Raw genomic sequence first — 17,606 nt, forward strand, 5'->3', positions numbered from 1 at the left:
GCCAATACCACGGCTGGTGGCGATGCCGGCAGTCGGATTTGAGCACTCTATTATTGGGCTGGACCAACCTCACCCCTCAATGCTAACCTCCCTTATCATAAAATGAACCAACCTCGTTTTTATGCCTGGATCAGAAGCGAGGGGGAGTCGATCGGAGACGGAAAAATGGCTGGAGAAGCAACGCCGCATCATTTGTCGAACAAGGCCAAGATCGCCCGCAGAGTGATCGAGGTGCTTGAATATTTCGACGACGCGCACACCGAAGCAACTGTGATGGACATCGTGCGGCGATACGATCGGCCACAGTCCAGCACGTCGGAATTGCTTAGCTCGCTGGTGGATCTGGGCCTGCTCCACAAGGATCATGTGTCCCGGACCTACCGCCCTACGCCCCGTGCCGCCTTCATCGGCACCTCAGGTCAACCCGAATTTGTACGCGACGGCCGGATTGTACGCCTCATCGACGCACTCGTTGAGCGCACCGGCTTCTCCGTCGGGCTCACCGCAATGGTCGGCCTCGACACTCAGATAGTTCAATGGTGCCACGGCCCTCGGGCGATGGCCTCTACCCGTGAGCTTTCAAGTGGCCTCAAGCAACCCGTTCACCGCAGTTCGGCCGGCATGATGATGCTCTCGACATTCGAACGTCGGCGCATCGAGGGCATGCTGCACCGCCTGAACTCGGAAGCCAGCGATGTGGAGAAGTTCCACCCCGCCGAACTGCTTATGCAAATCGAACAGGCTGCCGACCAACGCTGGGCTGCGGGCCCTATCGGCTTCGGCAGCAACGCGAACGCGTTCTCCGTGTTGTTACCGCGCCAACCGGACGGCCGCCCGATGGTCGTGAGCATCATCTATGGGAAGGACGAGCTCGTGAAGACGGACGCGTTGCTCCAGGCCGTCAGCGAAACCATGCGCGAGCGCCTCCCGGACCCCGCACCAATCAATGGTCTCGAGATGCTTTCCTTCGCAGCCTGAGGCCAACTCTCCATCGGTGGCGGCATTTGCGCAGCCACCGACGGAGAGTGACAGAAGCGTCGGACGCAATTCGTCGGAAGCAAGGCACACTGCCTCATCGCAGGCCAATCCGATCGAGCCCCAAGCGCCAAATCCTCGCCCGATCACCGGGCCGGCCTGCGTGTCCCGCTAAGGACGCTCCCGCAAGCGCAAGGCGGCGGCCTGGGGTTTGCCGCCGCCACCGTCCGAGCCGCCCGGCAGCCATACACCAGATCTGCACGCACTGGAGAACCGCTTGCCGGCGGAGACCGGATGCCGCCGCATGGTCGCCAGACCAGCAGGCAATGCCGGCGCGAGCAGCCGTCAGGACCGTCGGAAACACAGGCGCATGGCTCGCCGCCTCGAACCCCGACGAATCTGGCCATAATGCTTGTGTTTGACCATTCGCATGGGCGTTCGGTTGAACACGAATCCTCATTCCCGGCTAGAAGAATAGGCAAGCTCAAGAAGGGCGCTTCGCCAGTTAAGGCGCCGAACGGGCAGTTTTCCGAGGGATGCAGGATTCAATGTCAAAACCGATGCAAGGAATACGGGTTCTCGAGGTCGCACAATTCACATTTGTGCCGGCCGCTGGCGCCATCCTCGCCGATTGGGGCGCTGACATCATAAAGATCGAGCACCCTGTTCGAGGCGACGCGCAGCGCGGCTTCATCAACATGGGCGGAATGCCGATCAACCCCGACCGCAACACGATGATGGAGCATCCCAATCGCGGGAAACGAAGCATCGGGATCGACATCAATACTCCCGAGGGCCAGGCGCTCATCTACGAGATCGCCGCGACCTGCGACGTGTTTCTGACGAACTACCTTCCCAAGGCACGAAGCAAGCTCAAGATCGATGTCGAGCACATTCGCGCCGCCAACCCTGCGATCATTTACGCTCGCGGCAGTGCATTCGGCGACAAAGGACCGGAACGGGATGCGGGCGGCTTCGACAGCACGGCGTTCTGGTCGCGCAGCGGGGTCGGATACAACATGACCCCGAGCGAACTGGATGGTCCTCTCTCGCAGGGCATCCCAGCATTCGGCGATTCGATCGGCGGCATGAACATAGCCGGCGGCATTGCCGCTGCCCTCTTCCACCGCGATCGCACCGGCGAGGCCTACGAGGTCGACGTCTCGCTGCTATCGTCTGCCTGGTGGGCATCGGGTTCCGCCATCGACCACTATCTCGAAACCGGCACGAGCATGCGCAATCGCATGCCCTCGTCGGGCGGAAGCCGCGGCAATCCGCTGCACGGAAACTATCGCACGTCCGACGGCGAATGGATCAACATGTGCACGCTTCAGCCGGGGCCACACATCCGCAGCTTTTTCGAGCACCTGGGACTTGCCGAACACCTTGCAGACCCACGTTTTTCCGAGGCGCGCGCGCTGATGGAAAACTGGCAGGCCGCCAGTGACCTTGTCGTCGAGGCCTTCGCCTCCCGGCCGTTTGCGCACTGGCGCGAACATCTGAAGACCTACACCGGTCAATGGGCGCCTGTGCAGAGTTTGCTGGACCTCGCGACCGATGATCAGGCGATCGCGAACGACATGCTTTTCGAAGTGGAAGCCGCCGACGGCAGCGGACCGCTCAAGCTCGTGCGCGGTCCGGTCCAATTCAATCACGAAAGTGTCGCCACGACGCGCGCACCGCAGCCATCGGAGCACACAGAGACATTTCTCATGGAAATGGGGCTCGAATGGGATCGGATCGAAGCTCTGAAAGCGAGCGGTGCCATTACGTAATATCCAATCATTCCGCCTTCCGGCAGAAGCGGGCTTTCACGGCGTGAAGGCCCGCCCACGGCGAGCGGACAACGGCCTTTGGCCGCCTTCAGGCAGAATTGCCAAAAATGGTCATAATAAATGAGTTTAGCCGCAAAACGAGCAACCCGGCCGCAAGCGGCATGGCAAGCTTGTCGGACGGTTCCGAGAGGATACTCTCATTCACGTTCGCAGCTCGAATCTCGAAACTTGAAGTTTGAGCGTGGATCAAGAAATCGGGCAAAGCGGAGTTGGGATGTGGCGATCGGGCCGATGACAAACCTGGATGGATTTCGGAAATCTCTGGCCGCTGCCGCAGCACTCGTCGAGCTTGGCGCGTGCGCTCCTGCCGTGGCTGATGCGCTCCCTGCGGCGCCGACCGGATCGGCCAGCGCGGCCGAAACCGAGATTGCATGGTCGGCATCGCAGTCATCCGAGGCCGGCCCTGCCGTCTCCAATTCTGCTGGAGGAGTATCGCTCAGCCTTCGGTCGCTGGCGGACGAATACAACCTCTTCACCCCTAGCCTCGAAATTGTCGTGCACGACTGCGGCGGCAAGGAATGGAGCGCGTCGGAGCGGGTAAGCCCGGTTGGGGCCAATGTTGCCGACCGGGCAGCAAAGGTCCGCGAAGTTGCCGTCGAGCAATTTGCCAAGGCGCACCAAGCCTGCTCGCTCGCAAACGACATCGAACCCCGTCTGCTGGCTGGCTTCGAAGCGGCCTATGCCAAATTCGAAGAAATGGGGCACTAGGCTTCCCGATCACACCAAAGCTGCGTGCATTGGCGACAGGGGCTCAGCTAACGATGCCTCTAGCACATCGCATCGATGCGGCCGTCAGTGGAAGCCTTGGCGTCCTGTACCGCAAGCCTGCGGGTCGAAAGTCCAGGATCCACGATCAAACCAGCATCTTCCAAATTCCGAACGATAAGGTCCCTCGCCTTGCGGGGAACAGTCACGACGAGCACGTGCTGCTCACCCTGATCGTCGCGATAGCGCGCCAACAGCATTTGCCTGGCGGGCCGAACCGCGCCGCACTGCAATTTTGAGCCCGTCTCCGGTTTGCCGGCAACCGCGCCCGGATAGCCTTGCGGGAGCCCTGGGTTCGAACGCCCAAGCGCGAAAGCCTCGATTGAAACGAAGGTTATTCGCTCGGTCTGCCTCCCGCTGGTGAACTCGATACCGTCTGTGCCGAACTTCAGTTCGCCCGTGTGCCCGGGACCGATCTGGCCAATGGCCGTCACGGTAACGGCATCCGCGACAATAGGCGGCTCGATCGCCGGACGAACTGGCCGAAAGTCCAGGATGACGTGCGGCGCGGCATAAGCGGGTCCGCCGATGACCGCGATCGCGATCATCAAAGGCGAGAACCGGTACGGGCCGGCAAGTCGGCGGCGCAGGCCGATTGGGACAGAAAACATGTGTTCCTCCGGGACAGGTGGGTGCCCGAGACAGGCGAGTGCGTAGTCCGGCCGCATTCGGCCGAGGGCGGTCCAGACGATGAGCTTGTATGCGGCCCGGGACGCAGGGACGGCCGCGCGCCGTTCGGACTGCTGCGTCCATCACGGTGCCGACAGGTTCACGGCATCTTGCAGCAAGCCATGCAGTGCGGCGCGATCCGGGCAGACCTGGTTCGGGTCGCCATTGGACAGGGGCCTAAGGGGACGGGTTCGGATGCATGGTCATTCTCCAGTTACCCCAGAGATACCGGCGCAGCCGCTCGCCCTCACAAGAGAATTTCAATTTCGATCAGACGTGCCGATCCCGGCTGAGAAGCCGCTGATTTTCAGGCGTTCCCATTACAAACGCCATGCGACGATCACGCGCGCCATAAAGCGCCTCGCATCGGCAGGTGACCGCGAAGGCACCGTGATACCATCCTGACGTTCGGGAAACTTCGCGCAGCCGGCTCGGCCACGCAGGCCGCAAGCAGCGCTGCGGCGCACCGATAGGCCTGTAGCCTCCCGGCACGCCGCTAATTGTTATCGAAGGGACTGCCTGGAGCAGCACCAATCTCTGGCCCACGCCAGGATGCTGCCGTGCGCCTGCCTCGTACGGAAAGGATCCATAGAAGCCGAGGAATTCACGAGCAGGCAGGCTCCATCCCTGCTGCAGGCTTCGTGTCCGACGTCTTCTCGTCGTTCCATGCAGGATACTCGCCCAGCGTGAAAAGCAGGATCCCGCTGATGATGGGCAGAACCACACCCGCCAGCAGCAATCCGGAGTAGCTTCCGGTATAATCGTGGATCATTCCGGCAAGTAACGGCCCGATCCCCGATGCCAGTGCAATTGCGCTCGTCATCGCGCCGAAAATCGCGGCGAAGTTCTTGAGGCCGGCATACCGGGCCGTAAGATAGCCGCAGAGTTGCATCTTGGTGCCGCCGGCATATCCGCTGACGATCATCGCGATGAGGATGACGGCCGGCGAGCGGAACGGTTCAAGCAAGAACATGTAACCGATGCCGACGAGAGTGAACGTCACGCCGCCTACCCAGCGGCCATGGCTTCGGTCGATCAACCATCCCGTCACCAGCTTGCCGACGACCGCCGCAATGCCGAAGAGGCTGAGGAGCCATGCGGCATGGTCGCGCGACACGCCGGCCTCGACCAGGATGGGAAACTGGTGAACCGAAATCGCAACCGTGATCATCAAGACCAGCACCGTGGAAACGGCGATCTTCCACAGCTGAGGGTCCCGCCAGGCATCACGTACAGTCAGACCAGGAAGGTCGACCGCAACTTCGGACCTTGCGTCCCGGCCGGCAGCGCCGACCCTTCGAAGGTCACGCGCATCGAAGAGGAACAGGGCGCTGGTGATCAGCGCGACAAGGCCCCAGCCGAGCGAAAGGCAGACGAAAGCCATGCGCCAGCCGAACTGCGCGATCAGCCAATTCGCCATCGGAGGAACCAGAACCTGAGCGACAGCCGTACCCGCAAGGGTAATGCCGAGCGCCAGCCCCCTCCCCCTTGAGAACACGCTGGCAACTGCGGCCGACCACACGTTGGACTGGATGAGCAGGGAGAAAATGCCCCATGCTCCCCACAGCAGCAGCCAGATCACAAAGGAGCCGTTTGCGGCACCGAAGCCTGCGACCGCCGCCATGGTGAGCACGATGCCGGGGATGGCGACGCGGCGGCTGCCGTATCGATCAATCACCATTCCCACGAACGGTGAACCAATCATCGCGATCAGTGCGGCAACCGTGATACCGGCTGAAAGCTCGGTGCGGCTCCAGTTGAACGCTTCCCCCAGAGGCGCCATGAATATCCCGGTCGCGGGCGTCATGATCGACATAAAGGCAAAGCCCATGGCCGCCGCCAGCACGACTTGCCAGTGCTTGCGCCATTCGTCTTTCGGCATCTCAGTGAGCTTGTTCATATTTCGCCGTTCACGCCGTGCAACTGCTGCCCACTGCGTGCCTCTCCGCTCGCGTTGCTTGATGAGCACGGCCCTTCGGCCCGTGCTCGGCACTCTCCCAATCGAGGGCATGCGCGGCTTGCCTGCCATGTTCGGTTGTGCGTCCGGTTCGTATCGCCGCCGGCAACCGATCATGCGGGTCCGCTGTAATGGAGCCGTCGATTTCGCCTACCGTTGTGTTCGTACCCAGCGCGACGCTCAATCACCTTATCGTGTGATTTCTGGCCATCTCAGATCTGGATAGCCAAAAGCGTCGCCATTCCGGCCGACCGTCTTGAATCCTGGGGCGCAAAATCCATTTTGAGAGTACTCTTATGCAGAACGCAGGGAACGACTCGCTCCGCGATTCGCGTCTTACGCTCCAAGAGCGCACTCTAAACGCTTTCTGCGCCGATACATCGATTGGATCGAGCCATCGCCTGCGACTTCAAAAGGCGCGGCCCGGCAAATGGAGACCTAAATGCGGTTCTTGGACGAATTCTGGGGGCTGATCGTGGGGCACAATGCCCTTTCGACGTTCTTCTACATGTTCCTCACTGCGAGCGCGATAAACGTCGTTCTGGCGGTACTTTTCCGAAAGCGGAAAATTCAACCAAAGGGGTTCAAGTGGAAAACCTACCGCAATGAAATCGCCTTCGGTTTCATCAACGTCTTCACCTCGGGTCTCCTCATCGGCGGCGGAACCGCCTTCCTGACGTCTCACGGCTTTATCACCGTGAACAAGTCGCCTGCCAGCTGGTGGGTCATCGCGATCGAGTACGCGATCTACTTCGTCGCATACGATACCTGGTTCTACTGGATGCACCGCCTGATGCACAAGGAACCCATCTATACGCTGGTTCACAAGATCCATCACAAGTCGACTTCGCCCAACCTGCTGACGACCTTTTCTGTCGGTCCGCTTGAATCCGTGATCAACGGCGGCTTCATTCCGCTGTTTGCCGCCCTGGTGACAGTTCACTCGCAGTCCCTTGCACTCATGAACATGACCGCGGGCCTGATCGGTGTCTACATTCACAGCGGCTATGAATTCATGCCTCGTTGGTGGAATAAAACCTGGGCGACCAAATGGTTCATCACGGCGACCTTCCACGACCAGCACCACAAGTATTTTAACTGGAATTACGGCGGCTATACAACGATCTGGGACCGCATCTGCGGCACCACCCGCAAGAAATACGAAGCGGATTTTCTCAAGAACAAGGACCGGACAGCCAAAGCCGTTAGCGGTGAAGTTCCGGCCGCCGAGCCCTCGGGCGCACGCCAGCTCGAACCCGCCTGATTTCCGGGTTCCTGCAAGGGGACGGCCATGCCCGGCTGCAGTTCCGATGCAAGGATCGATGGCGGAGAAGTCCCGCAATAACCAGACCCCGGGGAGCACAGCCCCCGGGGCATCATTGCTTTTGGGGCATGGCGGCTTTCGGACGTGGCAACCCGTGTCATTAAACTGCCGGCCTGTCGATGACGCAAAGCTGGCGTAGAAGACAACCGGCAACGAAGACCGTTCCACCAGAAGATTTCTCTCTATTCCTTCTTGATGTTCCCATCGCTCCGCTTCGTTATTTCCCGAAACTATCGGTAGAGCGATCCACCTTCATTGATTTGCGCTGTAGGCTTGCTTGTCCATCGAACACACCAATTCAAAGATATTCAAAAGGTGCAGGGTAACCCGATGCCGGAAATTCAACGCAAAGATCATCGAGAGCTACCGATTGCAGTGGTGGTTGGCGCCGGAGGCCTCGGAATGGCGATCGCCCGCCGAATGGGCCAGAACCATCACGTGCTACTGGCGGATATCCAGGGGCAAGTTGCCGAACACCAAGCCGAGCGCTTGCGCGCCGAGGGCGCAATTGCGAGCGCGGTCCAGTGCGACGTGACCGACCGCGCCTCGGTCGAGCAATTGCGGGCTGCCGTCGAGGATACCGGGCCCCTGCGGTCAATTCTCCATGTCGCCGGCCTCTCGATCGCCGCTGGCGATTTTTCGGCCATTGTGCGCGTGAATTTGCTTGGCCCGGCGCTGGTTTGCGAGGCCCTTCTTCCCCTCGCTCGCCCAGGGTCCAGCGCCATCCTGATTGCCTCGATGGCCGCTCATCTGACCGGGGCGTCCGAAGCATCGCGCAGCATTCTCGCAGATCCGACAGCCCCCGATCTCGTATCCAGGCTGGTCCAGGAACTTGGCGAGGAAAACGCGACACCTGCAACGGCCTACGGCCTCTCGAAAATCGGCCTTCTGTCGTACGCCCGCTCGAAGGTCAGTGAATGGGGTCAGCGAGGCGCCCGCATCGTCTCGCTTTCGCCAGGGCTTATTGCCACGCCGATGGGCGAAACTGCCTACGAGAAGAGTGAAGGCAAACGCAGGATGTTCGAGAAGAGCCCGCTATGCCGCGAGGGTTCGATGCAGGAGATTGCCGACGCCGCCGAATTCCTGGCGTCGGATCGTGCATCCTTCATCTCCGGGACCGATCTCCTGGTCGATGGCGGGCTCAGCGCCGCGCTCACCGCCCGCGCCGAATAGGCGCATCACGATAGTCCGAGCGAAAGGCGATTGCCTTCCCGGCAGGAAAGAAAGCAAGCAATGCCCTTCAGACTAGGTCTCGATTCCCAGTCAATCTTCGGCATGCCGCCGGTGGAGCACATCCTCCTGGCCGCTCGAACCGGCTGTAATTTTGTTTCTCTGGGCTATGGCCCGGTGCCCTGGCGCCTGGAACGTTTTGCGGACTGGTCACTGCGCACCGATCCCCAGTTGCGTTCGGATGTGCGCTCCGCCCTCGCCGACCACGAGATCGGTGTCGAGCTGGCAGAGGGCTTCGTTGTCCGGGCGGGCGTGGAAATGGCGGAGCGAGAATCCGATCTCGATCTATTTGCGAGCCTGGGGGCGTCCAAAGTTGGTGCGGTCTGCATGGATCCCGATGCGGGACGCGGGTTCGAGCAGATCGCACTGCTCTGCGAGATGTCGCGCGAGCGCGGGCTCGACGTCATGTTCGAGTATGCGCCGCCTCACACCTTCAATTCGCTTGAGCGCGTCTGCTCGATGATCGAGCGCGTGGGCGTGAGCAATCTCGCATTGCTGATAGATTCGATGCACTTCTACAGGTGCGGCGGAACTCCGGCCGATCTTTCCTCGCTCACTACCCGGATCGGTTACCTCCAATTGAGCGACACCCCGGCCTCGCAGTTGGATGACAACGATTATTACCGCGAGGCATGTTTCAACCGCCTGGTGCCCGGGACTGGCGAGCTTGACCTCGAAGGTCTTCTTCAAGCTGTTCCCGACGATATACCTATCGGCCTTGAAGTGCCGATGTTGGCAAATCTCGACGACGGCGAGGCACTCGAGGACATCATCGAGCGGATAGTCCACCGTTCAAGAGAACTGGTCACACGACACCGGGCCTGACGCCTGGCTTATCGAATTGCGGTATCCGGACCCCTTGAGACGGTTAGGACCGACTCAAGGGGTCTATGTTGTGCCCGCTGTTCGCTCGCAGCGAAGCTGCAAAAAAGAAGCCGGCCCAGGAAACCCTGGACCGGCTTCTCTCCTCCTTGAGAGAGAGCTTTGAAGCGCTCAGCGAGAGCCGAATGCGTAGCGGACAGTAAGACCGAACTCGCGCGGCGCGGTTGTGCCGAGGACCCTGCGATACTGCGGAACGACGGGCGCCGCACCGACCACGCCGAACTGGGGCGTGAAGACGCCGCTTTCGCGGCTGAGCACCCGGAATGTGTCCGTGAGGTTCTTCCCGTAGAAGGAGACCTCCCAGCGGCCCGTAGCATCGCGCAGACCCGCATAGAGGTTGAACAGGGCGTAGCTCTTGACCTGGTCAACCGGATTGAGCGGATCGTTGGGGTCATTCTTGCCGAACCACGACAGAAGGCCGCGGATATAGCCGTTCATCGAATCGCCGATCGGCACATGATATTCGGCGCGCGCATTGGCGCTCCACTTCGGAGCCATTGCCGGCGACTGATCGAAGGGACAGGCCCCGATACCCTGGCCGCCGGTTGCAGCCATGATCTGCGCCGCCGTGTAGGTCTGGCCCGGCGGGTCGGCTTCTCCGAACGGCGCGACATAGTCGTTGCACGGCACCACGCCGCCGCTCGTCTTGGTCTTGGTATAGGCACTGTTGATGCCGAGATCCCAACGATCGGTCGGTGCATATGACCATTCGAGCTCGATGCCGTAAACCTTGACCGGAAGCGCCGCGACGAAGCCGGGACGCGTCGTTACCGTCGTCGCCCCCGGAGTGACGAACGATACGGCCGAGGACGGGCGGTACGGGAAGTTCTTGAACTTCTGGTAGAAGCCATCGACGCTGAGGTTCATGCGCTTGTCGAGGAAGCTCGACTTGACGCCGATCTCATAGGACGTCGACTTTTCAGGAGGAAGGATAAGGAAGCTGCGCTGGCGGTCGCTGAGCGCTGCAGCCTGGAATCCGCCGGGGAAAATACCGGGCCGCCACGATGTGCCTGTCGAGGCATAGACCATGAGATCATCGCTGAACTCGTGCTTGGCCGAGGCGGTGTAGATCCAGCTGTTCCACTTGTCGTGGAACTCGAAGGTCGGAACGAACGCGCACGGGGTCGTCGTCTCGAACGGAGGACCGGCGAAAGGCGTGGTGAAGCGGAAGCCGCCCGCCTGCGGAGACGGATAGCTGCAGAGCCCGGCGTCGGTCTCGTAATGAATGTGGCGCAGGCCGCCGGAAAGTTCCGTTTTCTCGCCGATATGCGCGGTAAGGTTGCCGAAGAAGGAGATTTCCTTGTCCGTCTTCACACGCTGGCTCTTGCCGACGAGGATCGTTGGCGTCGGCGCGGTCAGCACCGCGTTGGGTGTATAGAGCAAGGTCGGCGCGTCGAGCTTGTTGTAGAAACCGCCGACCGTGTAGTCGAAGATTCCGAAGATGCGCTGATCCGACGACAGGCGAAGCTCGTGCGACCAGGTCTTGACCGCACGCGTCGTGTACTGGCCGATCCCCTGGTAGATATCGGGCTGCGTGGGGCCCCAGCGGTCGGCGATATCGAACCGCTCGACCGTCTGGACGTGCTCGACGGTTCGCTGTCCGACGTAGTTGAAGTTCTGGCCGAACAGCGAGAGGCGCGCCTGGAGATTGTAGTTCTCGTTGGTCACCTTTGTCGTGTTGGGCGCATCCTGGACCGCCTTGCGATCATCGGCCTCGATGAAGGCAAAGCCCGCCTGCGGCGCCACGGATTCGACTTGATTGTAAGAGCGCGCATCGCTCCAGAACTTCTGCGCGGTGAAGGTTACCTGAAGTGCGTCGAGCGGCTGGAACAGCACCGTGCCGCGCAGGGCTTCGTTTTCGGTACGCGGATTGCCCCCGAAGTTGATGCTTTTGACGTCGTCGCCGTCGTTGTGATCGACGAGGCCGGCAACACGGATCGCCAGGACTTCCTTGGCGATCGGCATGCTGATGCCGCCGTTGGCATTGATGCCGCCCCGGCTCGTACCGGTCATGTTGATGTTGCCGCCGGCCTCGTAGAGGTCCGGACGCCGGGTCGTCACCGTGAGTGCACCGGACGGCGCGGCCTTGCCGCGCAGCGTTCCTTGTGGCCCGCGCGTCAGCTCGATCTGACCGATATCGAACATCGGGCGGAACAGGTCCGCCGATGGCACGGGCGCATCGTTGAGATAGAAGCCGATCGTCGGGCTGGTACCGCTCGCAGCCTGGTTGAACGAGACACCGCGAATGGTGGCAACACCTGTCGAGGGCATCGACAGGCCGGCCACGACATTCGAAATCTCGTTGAAATTGCGAAGATTGTACTTGTCCAGCTCCTGGCTGGTCACGACATTGATGGTCGCAGGAACGTCTTGCAGGCGTTCGTCGCGGCGACGGGCGGTGACGATGATTTCACCGATCGCGTAAGCGTCACTCTGACGGCCCGCATCGCTTGCGCCTTGCGCTTCAGTCGGTGCCGGAGCGGCCGGAGCCGCCTCTTCGGCCATGGCCTGAGCCAGGCTACAGGCGCTGACGCCTATCACCAGTCCAATTCGAATTGCCAACATCGGTCCCTCTTCCCGTTCGTGTTATTGCTTTACCGAGCCTCGCGGGGGCACTCTTCCCCAATGCCCCCGCGAGGCCTTTGGCCGATCTTCGCCAGGGACGATCGGCCGTGAGTTTTCAGGCCAGCGGCTTCTTCAGCCCGAGCGCCTTGGCTTGAGCCGCGCGGCTCACGCAGGACCAGTTCCTGGCGTCGTAGACAGCGCCCGGAACCTTGGCCTTGCTCTTGTCGAAGAGAGCGACCTGCGGGAACGGACACAGCAGGAAATCACGCTCCGGCGCGGTCAGGCCCTGTGCCATGAGATGGGGTCCGTTGTTCTTGGCGAGGCGTTCGACACGCGCATCGTAGCCCATGAACAGATAATTGGTTTTGGCAGCGGAGCCGCGACCGGCGATGACAGGCCCCGGTTCCTTGCCTTTCTCGACCCAGTCGATCAGCGTCGCCATCAGCCTGTCATCGGCATCGGCAGGTCCATTCGTACCGCCGCAGTGCCCCCAGCCGGGGATCGTGTAGAGCTTTGCGAAGCGGTCGACGTTCTCGCGGCCTTGCAGCTTCCACGTGTCCTTGAAATACTGCTCGTTCATGATGGCCGAGCAGCACGGATCGCCCTCGCCGGTGAAGAAGATCAGCTTGCCGCCGGCCTTCTCGAAGCCCTGCCAGCCGACAGTGCCGTAAGGGCCTGCCCCCGACGGCTCGGCCCGGCGGACCATGATCTTCCACATCTCCTCGCGCGTCAGCGGATTCTTGCGCAAATCCCGGTCCGGCTCGTTGAGCAGCGAGGCCACCCAGCCCTTGGTGAGCGTATAGGCAAAGGCCTTCGTCCCGCTCTGGTCGTTCCACTGCTCGGGCGGAATGGAGCCGAGATATCCCCACTGCTCGATGTTGGAGATCGGCATGTAGGAATACTTGAGCATGTTCTCGAACGAAGTGATCTCCGGCCTGGTCAGGCAATCCGGACCGTCGCCGTCCTTGCATTGCAGCTTGCGGAAGTTGAAGCTGCACAGACGCTGGTCCTGGATCACTCCGTCGACCGCGCCGTCGTTGCCGTCGCAGGCCTCCATGATCTTCTTGCCGACCATGTCGCGCTTGGCAGGCGATATCCATGCGCCCGGTTCGCGGAAGGATTCGCGGACCATGATCGCGTGCTCGAACTGCATGCGCTTCTGCGGATCGGGCGGGGTTCCGAGCGGCTGCCCACCCATCATGACGCCGTCGTAGTCCGTGGGGTAATGCTGCACTGCAGACTGCCCCATGCCGCCGCCGCCCGAGCAGCCGCCAGCATAGCGATACATCTTTTCGACGCCGAAGTAGGCCTTGGTAAGCTGCTGGGCCGCAAGCGTGACGACATGAGCGCCGCGATAGGCATTGTCGACGACCTTGGCGGGATCCTTCTCCCAGTCACCGGAGACCCCGATGTTGCCTGCCGCGGAATGCCCCTTGTCGGTTCCTGCCCAGGCAAACCCCGAATTGAGCGGATTGCCCTGCGGGTGTTGGCCCTCGATCGGAACCGAACCGCCCGAGCCGCCCTGATTGGCGAAGTAGAACCTCCCATTCCAGTTTTCGCGGGCGGGAAGGAAAAGCGCGAAGTTCACCTTGTTCGGACCGGGATTGGTGGTCGTGACGTAGCCCGTCACCTTGCAGTTCGGCACGGGGCTGGTCTGGAGCACAGCCGCCAGGATTGTCGTGTCGGATGGCGCGGCCGCCTGGAGGCTGGCAACATCGCAAGACGCACGGGCAACCCCCGGCTGAATGTTGGACTTCTCCGGCACGGAAATCCGTGCACCGGGCGACGGCATCGGATCCGCGCCGACGGCACCGGCCACCAGCGATCCACTGGCCACCCCGCCGCTTGCGATCAGCAGGCCGGCCACACCGGCAAGCTTTCCGGTGTGCGTTCCGCTCACGCGGCGCAAGGATTTCAGGAACGATGTCTGCGTTTTCACCAATGCTCTCCCAAACCTGACAAGGTTTATTCCAGACAGCTCCGGCACATCGGAGCCGCTGTTAAATCAGGACAGGTGAGAATGGAGCGAACGACAGTATACCCCGCCAAAACATGGGAGGATAACGCCATTAAATATGAAGTTGCGCACCAAAATGATCGTCAAATATTGCAGATCAGCACACGATGACGATGCATCATGCACCCCCGGATTTCCGGGCTCCCCACCTTAGCCAAATCTAACGGTATTCTTAGAATCCATCCGGATGGCGATTTATATAACGACTATCCATCTGCGACTATCAACGCGCAAGATCGAGGAGTATCGGAAACCCGACATAGTTTGTTCTATCGGACGCAAAATGAACCAGCCCGCAGCACCTATCGTCGAAATTCTCGCGGATCTGCGCAGGCCAGGCCTGTCTCTCCAGATTACCCGCTCGATCCGCCGGGAGAGCCGGCATCTCATCGAGCCGATCGATGCTTACAGGGTCCTCTTGTGCGTCACGCCGAGGCCGGCAGATGCGCGGGCTCGATATCCGGCTATCTGGAAACCAACGCGGTTCGACAGCCTGGGGGACTTGTGCATCCTGCCCCCCGGAATAGCACTCGAAATTAGGGGCGATCAACAAAGACAGGTCACGCTGACGTGCCATCTGAACGCCGGACTGGTATCCAAATGGATCGAGACCGAGGCAGACTGGAACGAGCGCCGGCTTGCAGCGAGCCTCCAGTTGTCCAACCCGCACATCCGCGCGCTGCTCATGCGCCTTGCCGAAGAGGCGCACCGGCCTGGAATAGGGGGCGACGAGCTGGCCAAGCAAATCGCGGGTCAGCTGGGGGTGGAGATCGCCCGCTTCCACGAAGCCACGGCCGATTTGCGTACGGTCGGCGGACTTGCGCCGTGGCGCCTGCGCCTGATCGATGAACGGCTTCAGGACCAGAACTCTGTACCGTCCGTCGAGGAACTGGCGACGCTTTGCCGCCTCTCCTCCCGGCACCTGGCACGCGGCTTCAAGGCAAGCCGCAGGATGTCCTTGCGCGAGTATTGCTCCACCGTGCGCATCGAGCGGGCGAAGCGCTTGCTTGCCGGCGAGGACTCCATCCAGTCGATCGCCTTCAGTACCGGTTATGCAAGCGCGTCCACTTTCGCGCAGGCCTTTCGCCTCGCCACTGGCTCCAGCCCCCGGGATTTTCGCCAACGGATGAGCCGCGCGATCGAAGACGCCACGTCGGCAACCCCCGTTCTGCCCGATTGAGAGTTCAAACTCCGGCTTAGACGGTTTCGGCAAGGCCGGACTGTTGGCGCCAGATCCGCTGCTGGTACTGACGAGGCGTCAGCCCCGTCGCGCGCCTGAATGAATGAGCGAGGCTGGTGGTCGACTGAAACCCCACGGCGTCGGCAACCGCCTTGATGCTCCCCTGCGTCGCCAGCAGGCGCTTGGCCGTCTCGATCTTGCTCTGCTGGATGTACTGGCCGGGCGTGCAGCCGCGACTCTTGAGGAAACCGCGATTGAGCTGGCGCACCGAGATACTGCAAAGCTGCGCCAATTCGGTCAGCGTCGGCGGAAGATCGACGCGCGCGACGCGTTCGTCGATCAACTTCAATCGCCACGCCGCGAGCCCGCCGTTCAGGCCTTCGTCCGCGACTACTTCGAAGTAGCGCGTCAATTCGATTGCGAGCTGCGTTGCGACGGCACCGACAAGCAGGCGCGAGTCGCGTCTCGGGGCCCTCACCTCTTCGGCAAGTCGCCTGAGGAGCAGGCGGACCGTGTGGTTGGAAACGTCCAGCGCTGCCAGCAAACGCGCTTCGGTCCACTCGAGTCGCTCGCCGAATCGATGCCGAGCCAGTTTTCCCCTGAGCTCGCAGCGAATGGAATGCTGCTGACCTTCGGTATCCCAACGGACATCGAGCCGGTGGCCCGGCGGCACGAAGATAATATCGCCGAGCTTTTCAAAACGATGCGCACCCCAGGAGCTTGCAAAGTTGCCGCGCGAGTTCCCAGGACGCGGCGTGACGCACAAGTCCAGAATCGCATGTTCGCCTTCGATCACCGACTTTCCGGATGCCGACGAATTCGCATTCAAAAGCGTGACTTCGGCTGACGAGAAGCTGACGTCGAGACTTGGTCGCTCGCGCAGTTCAGGGCCTGTTCGTTCAGTCATCGCACTCTCCACACCAAGACGCTTCCTTATCTCGGTTCAAATCCGGCTTTGTCAGTCCCGCTCGGTTCCGGCGCTTCACAATTTGGCCAATCATCTTGTTCGCGTCCAGAATTATGGCTGCATCCCCGTTGCGCGGCCTGCGGGTGTGCAACAGACAAGGGCCATCATCAAAACCAACTGAACTGGAGGATGCCATGGCACAGGGGGAGATGGCCGAAGCGCTCGACGACTTCGACGGAGTAATCAACTGGACCGGTCTCAATAGCTGGATCGCCGATCGCGATCTGCCAGGCTCGGGCCCCGTGACCGAAGTCAAGCGACTTGCAGGCGGACTTCAGAACAATGTCTTCCTTCTCACGCGGGGAGACGCACAACTCATCTTGCGCCGCCCCGGCAAGCATCTTCGGCCCAAAAGCAACGAGACGATGCTGCGTGAGGCGCGTGTGCTGGCAGCGCTCGAAGGTAGCGCGGTGCCGCATCCAAAAGTGATGGCGACCTGCTCCGACCCGGAAGTCATCGGCGCCTGCTTTTTCCTGATGGAACCGCTTGAAGGATTTGCTCACTCAGGCGACCTGCCGGGACAGTACGCCACTGACAGTGCCTGGCGGCGCGCGATGGGCGAAGAACTGGTGGACGCCGCCGCAGCGCTTGGCAGTGTCGATCATGTGGCGGCGGGCCTTGCGGATCTGGGCAAGCCGGATCAGTGGCACGAACGCCAAGTCGAACGCTGGCGCTCGCAGCTCGAGGGCTACTCGGCAACGCCTGGCTACGATCCGGCCGAGCTGCCGCATGTGGACGCGGTGGGCCGCTGGCTTGGAGACAACCTTCCCAGCGATCGCCGTATCGGCCTTGTTCACGGCGATCTTCAGTTTCCCAATGTCATGTTCTCACTGAAGGCCCCCAAGATTTCTGGCGTGCTCGATTGGGAACTGGTTTCGCTGGGCGATCCCCTGCTCGACCTCGGGTGGATTCTTTCGAGCTGGTCGGAAGGCGGCGATCCAGAAGGCAAGTCGCCGATGGTGCGGCCCTGGGATGGCTTTCTGACACGGCAGCAATTGATCGAGCGCTACGGTGCTGCGAGCGGCCGCGACATGGCACAGATGCCGTGGTTCTTCGCTCTTGCCTGCTACAAGCTCGCGTGCCTGCTCGAAGGCACTTACGCCGCCTCCAAGGCCGGCAAGGTCCCCGCCAACGTGGGACAATCGGTCCACGGCTACGCGACCTGGCTGATGACCAAGGCAAAGCAGATCACCGGGGCGTGAACCCCCAAAGGCGGAGCAATCCGCAACCAATCACCAAG

General features: G+C 61.3%; 13 protein-coding genes. 8 read left to right on the plus strand and 5 right to left on the minus strand.

Annotated elements, in window-relative coordinates; all coding sequences use genetic code 11:
- Window positions 1-165 precede the first annotated feature (165 nt).
- From ACZ1JC_RS22705 to ACZ1JC_RS22715, 3 genes are all read left to right on the plus strand, one after another.
- A complete protein-coding gene (locus ACZ1JC_RS22705; RefSeq protein ID WP_465138012.1) occupies window positions 166-978 on the plus strand; it encodes a helix-turn-helix domain-containing protein in 813 nt (270 codons plus the stop codon).
- Between the two features lie 545 nt (window positions 979-1,523).
- Entirely contained in the window at window positions 1,524-2,750 is a 1,227-nt protein-coding gene (locus ACZ1JC_RS22710; protein WP_465138011.1) for a CaiB/BaiF CoA transferase family protein, read from the plus strand.
- 291 nt (window positions 2,751-3,041) lie between these two features.
- Complete coding sequence (locus ACZ1JC_RS22715) at window positions 3,042-3,518, plus strand: hypothetical protein (protein ID WP_465138010.1); 477 nt, start codon at window positions 3,042-3,044, stop codon at window positions 3,516-3,518.
- Window positions 3,519-3,577: 59 nt separating this feature from the next.
- Here the strand turns inward: ACZ1JC_RS22715 and ACZ1JC_RS22720 are convergent, their stop codons facing one another.
- Complete coding sequence (locus ACZ1JC_RS22720) at window positions 3,578-4,186, minus strand: hypothetical protein (RefSeq protein WP_465138009.1); 609 nt, start codon at window positions 4,184-4,186, stop codon at window positions 3,578-3,580.
- 662 nt (window positions 4,187-4,848) lie between these two features.
- The gene (locus ACZ1JC_RS22725) at window positions 4,849-6,213 is read right to left on the minus strand and encodes an MFS transporter (protein ID WP_465138008.1); all 1,365 of its coding nucleotides are present in this window, start codon (window positions 6,211-6,213) and stop codon (window positions 4,849-4,851) included.
- Window positions 6,214-6,643: 430 nt separating this feature from the next.
- Between ACZ1JC_RS22725 and ACZ1JC_RS22730 the strand changes: the two genes are divergently transcribed.
- The 3 genes from ACZ1JC_RS22730 to ACZ1JC_RS22740 all read left to right on the plus strand — a co-directional run bounded on the left by ACZ1JC_RS22730 (window position 6,644) and on the right by ACZ1JC_RS22740 (window position 9,580).
- A complete protein-coding gene (locus ACZ1JC_RS22730; RefSeq protein ID WP_465138007.1) occupies window positions 6,644-7,465 on the plus strand; it encodes a sterol desaturase family protein in 822 nt (273 codons plus the stop codon).
- A 390-nt stretch (window positions 7,466-7,855) separates the two neighbouring features.
- Window positions 7,856-8,698 (plus strand): SDR family oxidoreductase, encoded by an 843-nt coding sequence (locus ACZ1JC_RS22735; protein ID WP_465148446.1) that lies wholly within the window; start codon window positions 7,856-7,858, stop codon window positions 8,696-8,698.
- A 60-nt stretch (window positions 8,699-8,758) separates the two neighbouring features.
- A complete protein-coding gene (locus ACZ1JC_RS22740) occupies window positions 8,759-9,580 on the plus strand; it encodes a sugar phosphate isomerase/epimerase family protein (protein ID WP_465138005.1) in 822 nt (273 codons plus the stop codon).
- 168 nt (window positions 9,581-9,748) lie between these two features.
- On the opposite strand, the gene ACZ1JC_RS22745 is transcribed toward ACZ1JC_RS22740, so the two are convergent.
- A complete protein-coding gene (locus ACZ1JC_RS22745) occupies window positions 9,749-12,202 on the minus strand; it encodes a TonB-dependent receptor (protein WP_465138004.1) in 2,454 nt (817 codons plus the stop codon).
- 115 nt (window positions 12,203-12,317) lie between these two features.
- Window positions 12,318-14,141, minus strand: coding sequence for a tannase/feruloyl esterase family alpha/beta hydrolase (locus tag ACZ1JC_RS22750; RefSeq protein ID WP_465138003.1), 1,824 nt, complete (start codon window positions 14,139-14,141; stop codon window positions 12,318-12,320).
- Between the two features lie 361 nt (window positions 14,142-14,502).
- Here ACZ1JC_RS22750 and ACZ1JC_RS22755 point away from each other — a divergent pair, with 361 nt between their 5' ends.
- Entirely contained in the window at window positions 14,503-15,399 is an 897-nt protein-coding gene (locus ACZ1JC_RS22755) for a helix-turn-helix transcriptional regulator (protein ID WP_465138002.1), read from the plus strand.
- Between the two features lie 16 nt (window positions 15,400-15,415).
- Here the strand turns inward: ACZ1JC_RS22755 and ACZ1JC_RS22760 are convergent, their stop codons facing one another.
- Window positions 15,416-16,306, minus strand: coding sequence for a helix-turn-helix domain-containing protein (locus ACZ1JC_RS22760; protein ID WP_465138001.1), 891 nt, complete (start codon window positions 16,304-16,306; stop codon window positions 15,416-15,418).
- Between the two features lie 95 nt (window positions 16,307-16,401).
- Between ACZ1JC_RS22760 and ACZ1JC_RS22765 the strand changes: the two genes are divergently transcribed.
- Entirely contained in the window at window positions 16,402-17,568 is a 1,167-nt protein-coding gene (locus ACZ1JC_RS22765; RefSeq protein WP_465148445.1) for a phosphotransferase family protein, read from the plus strand.
- The last annotated feature ends 38 nt before the right edge of the window (window positions 17,569-17,606 follow it).

Source organism: Sphingomonas sp. BL-S-28, from assembly GCF_055521515.1.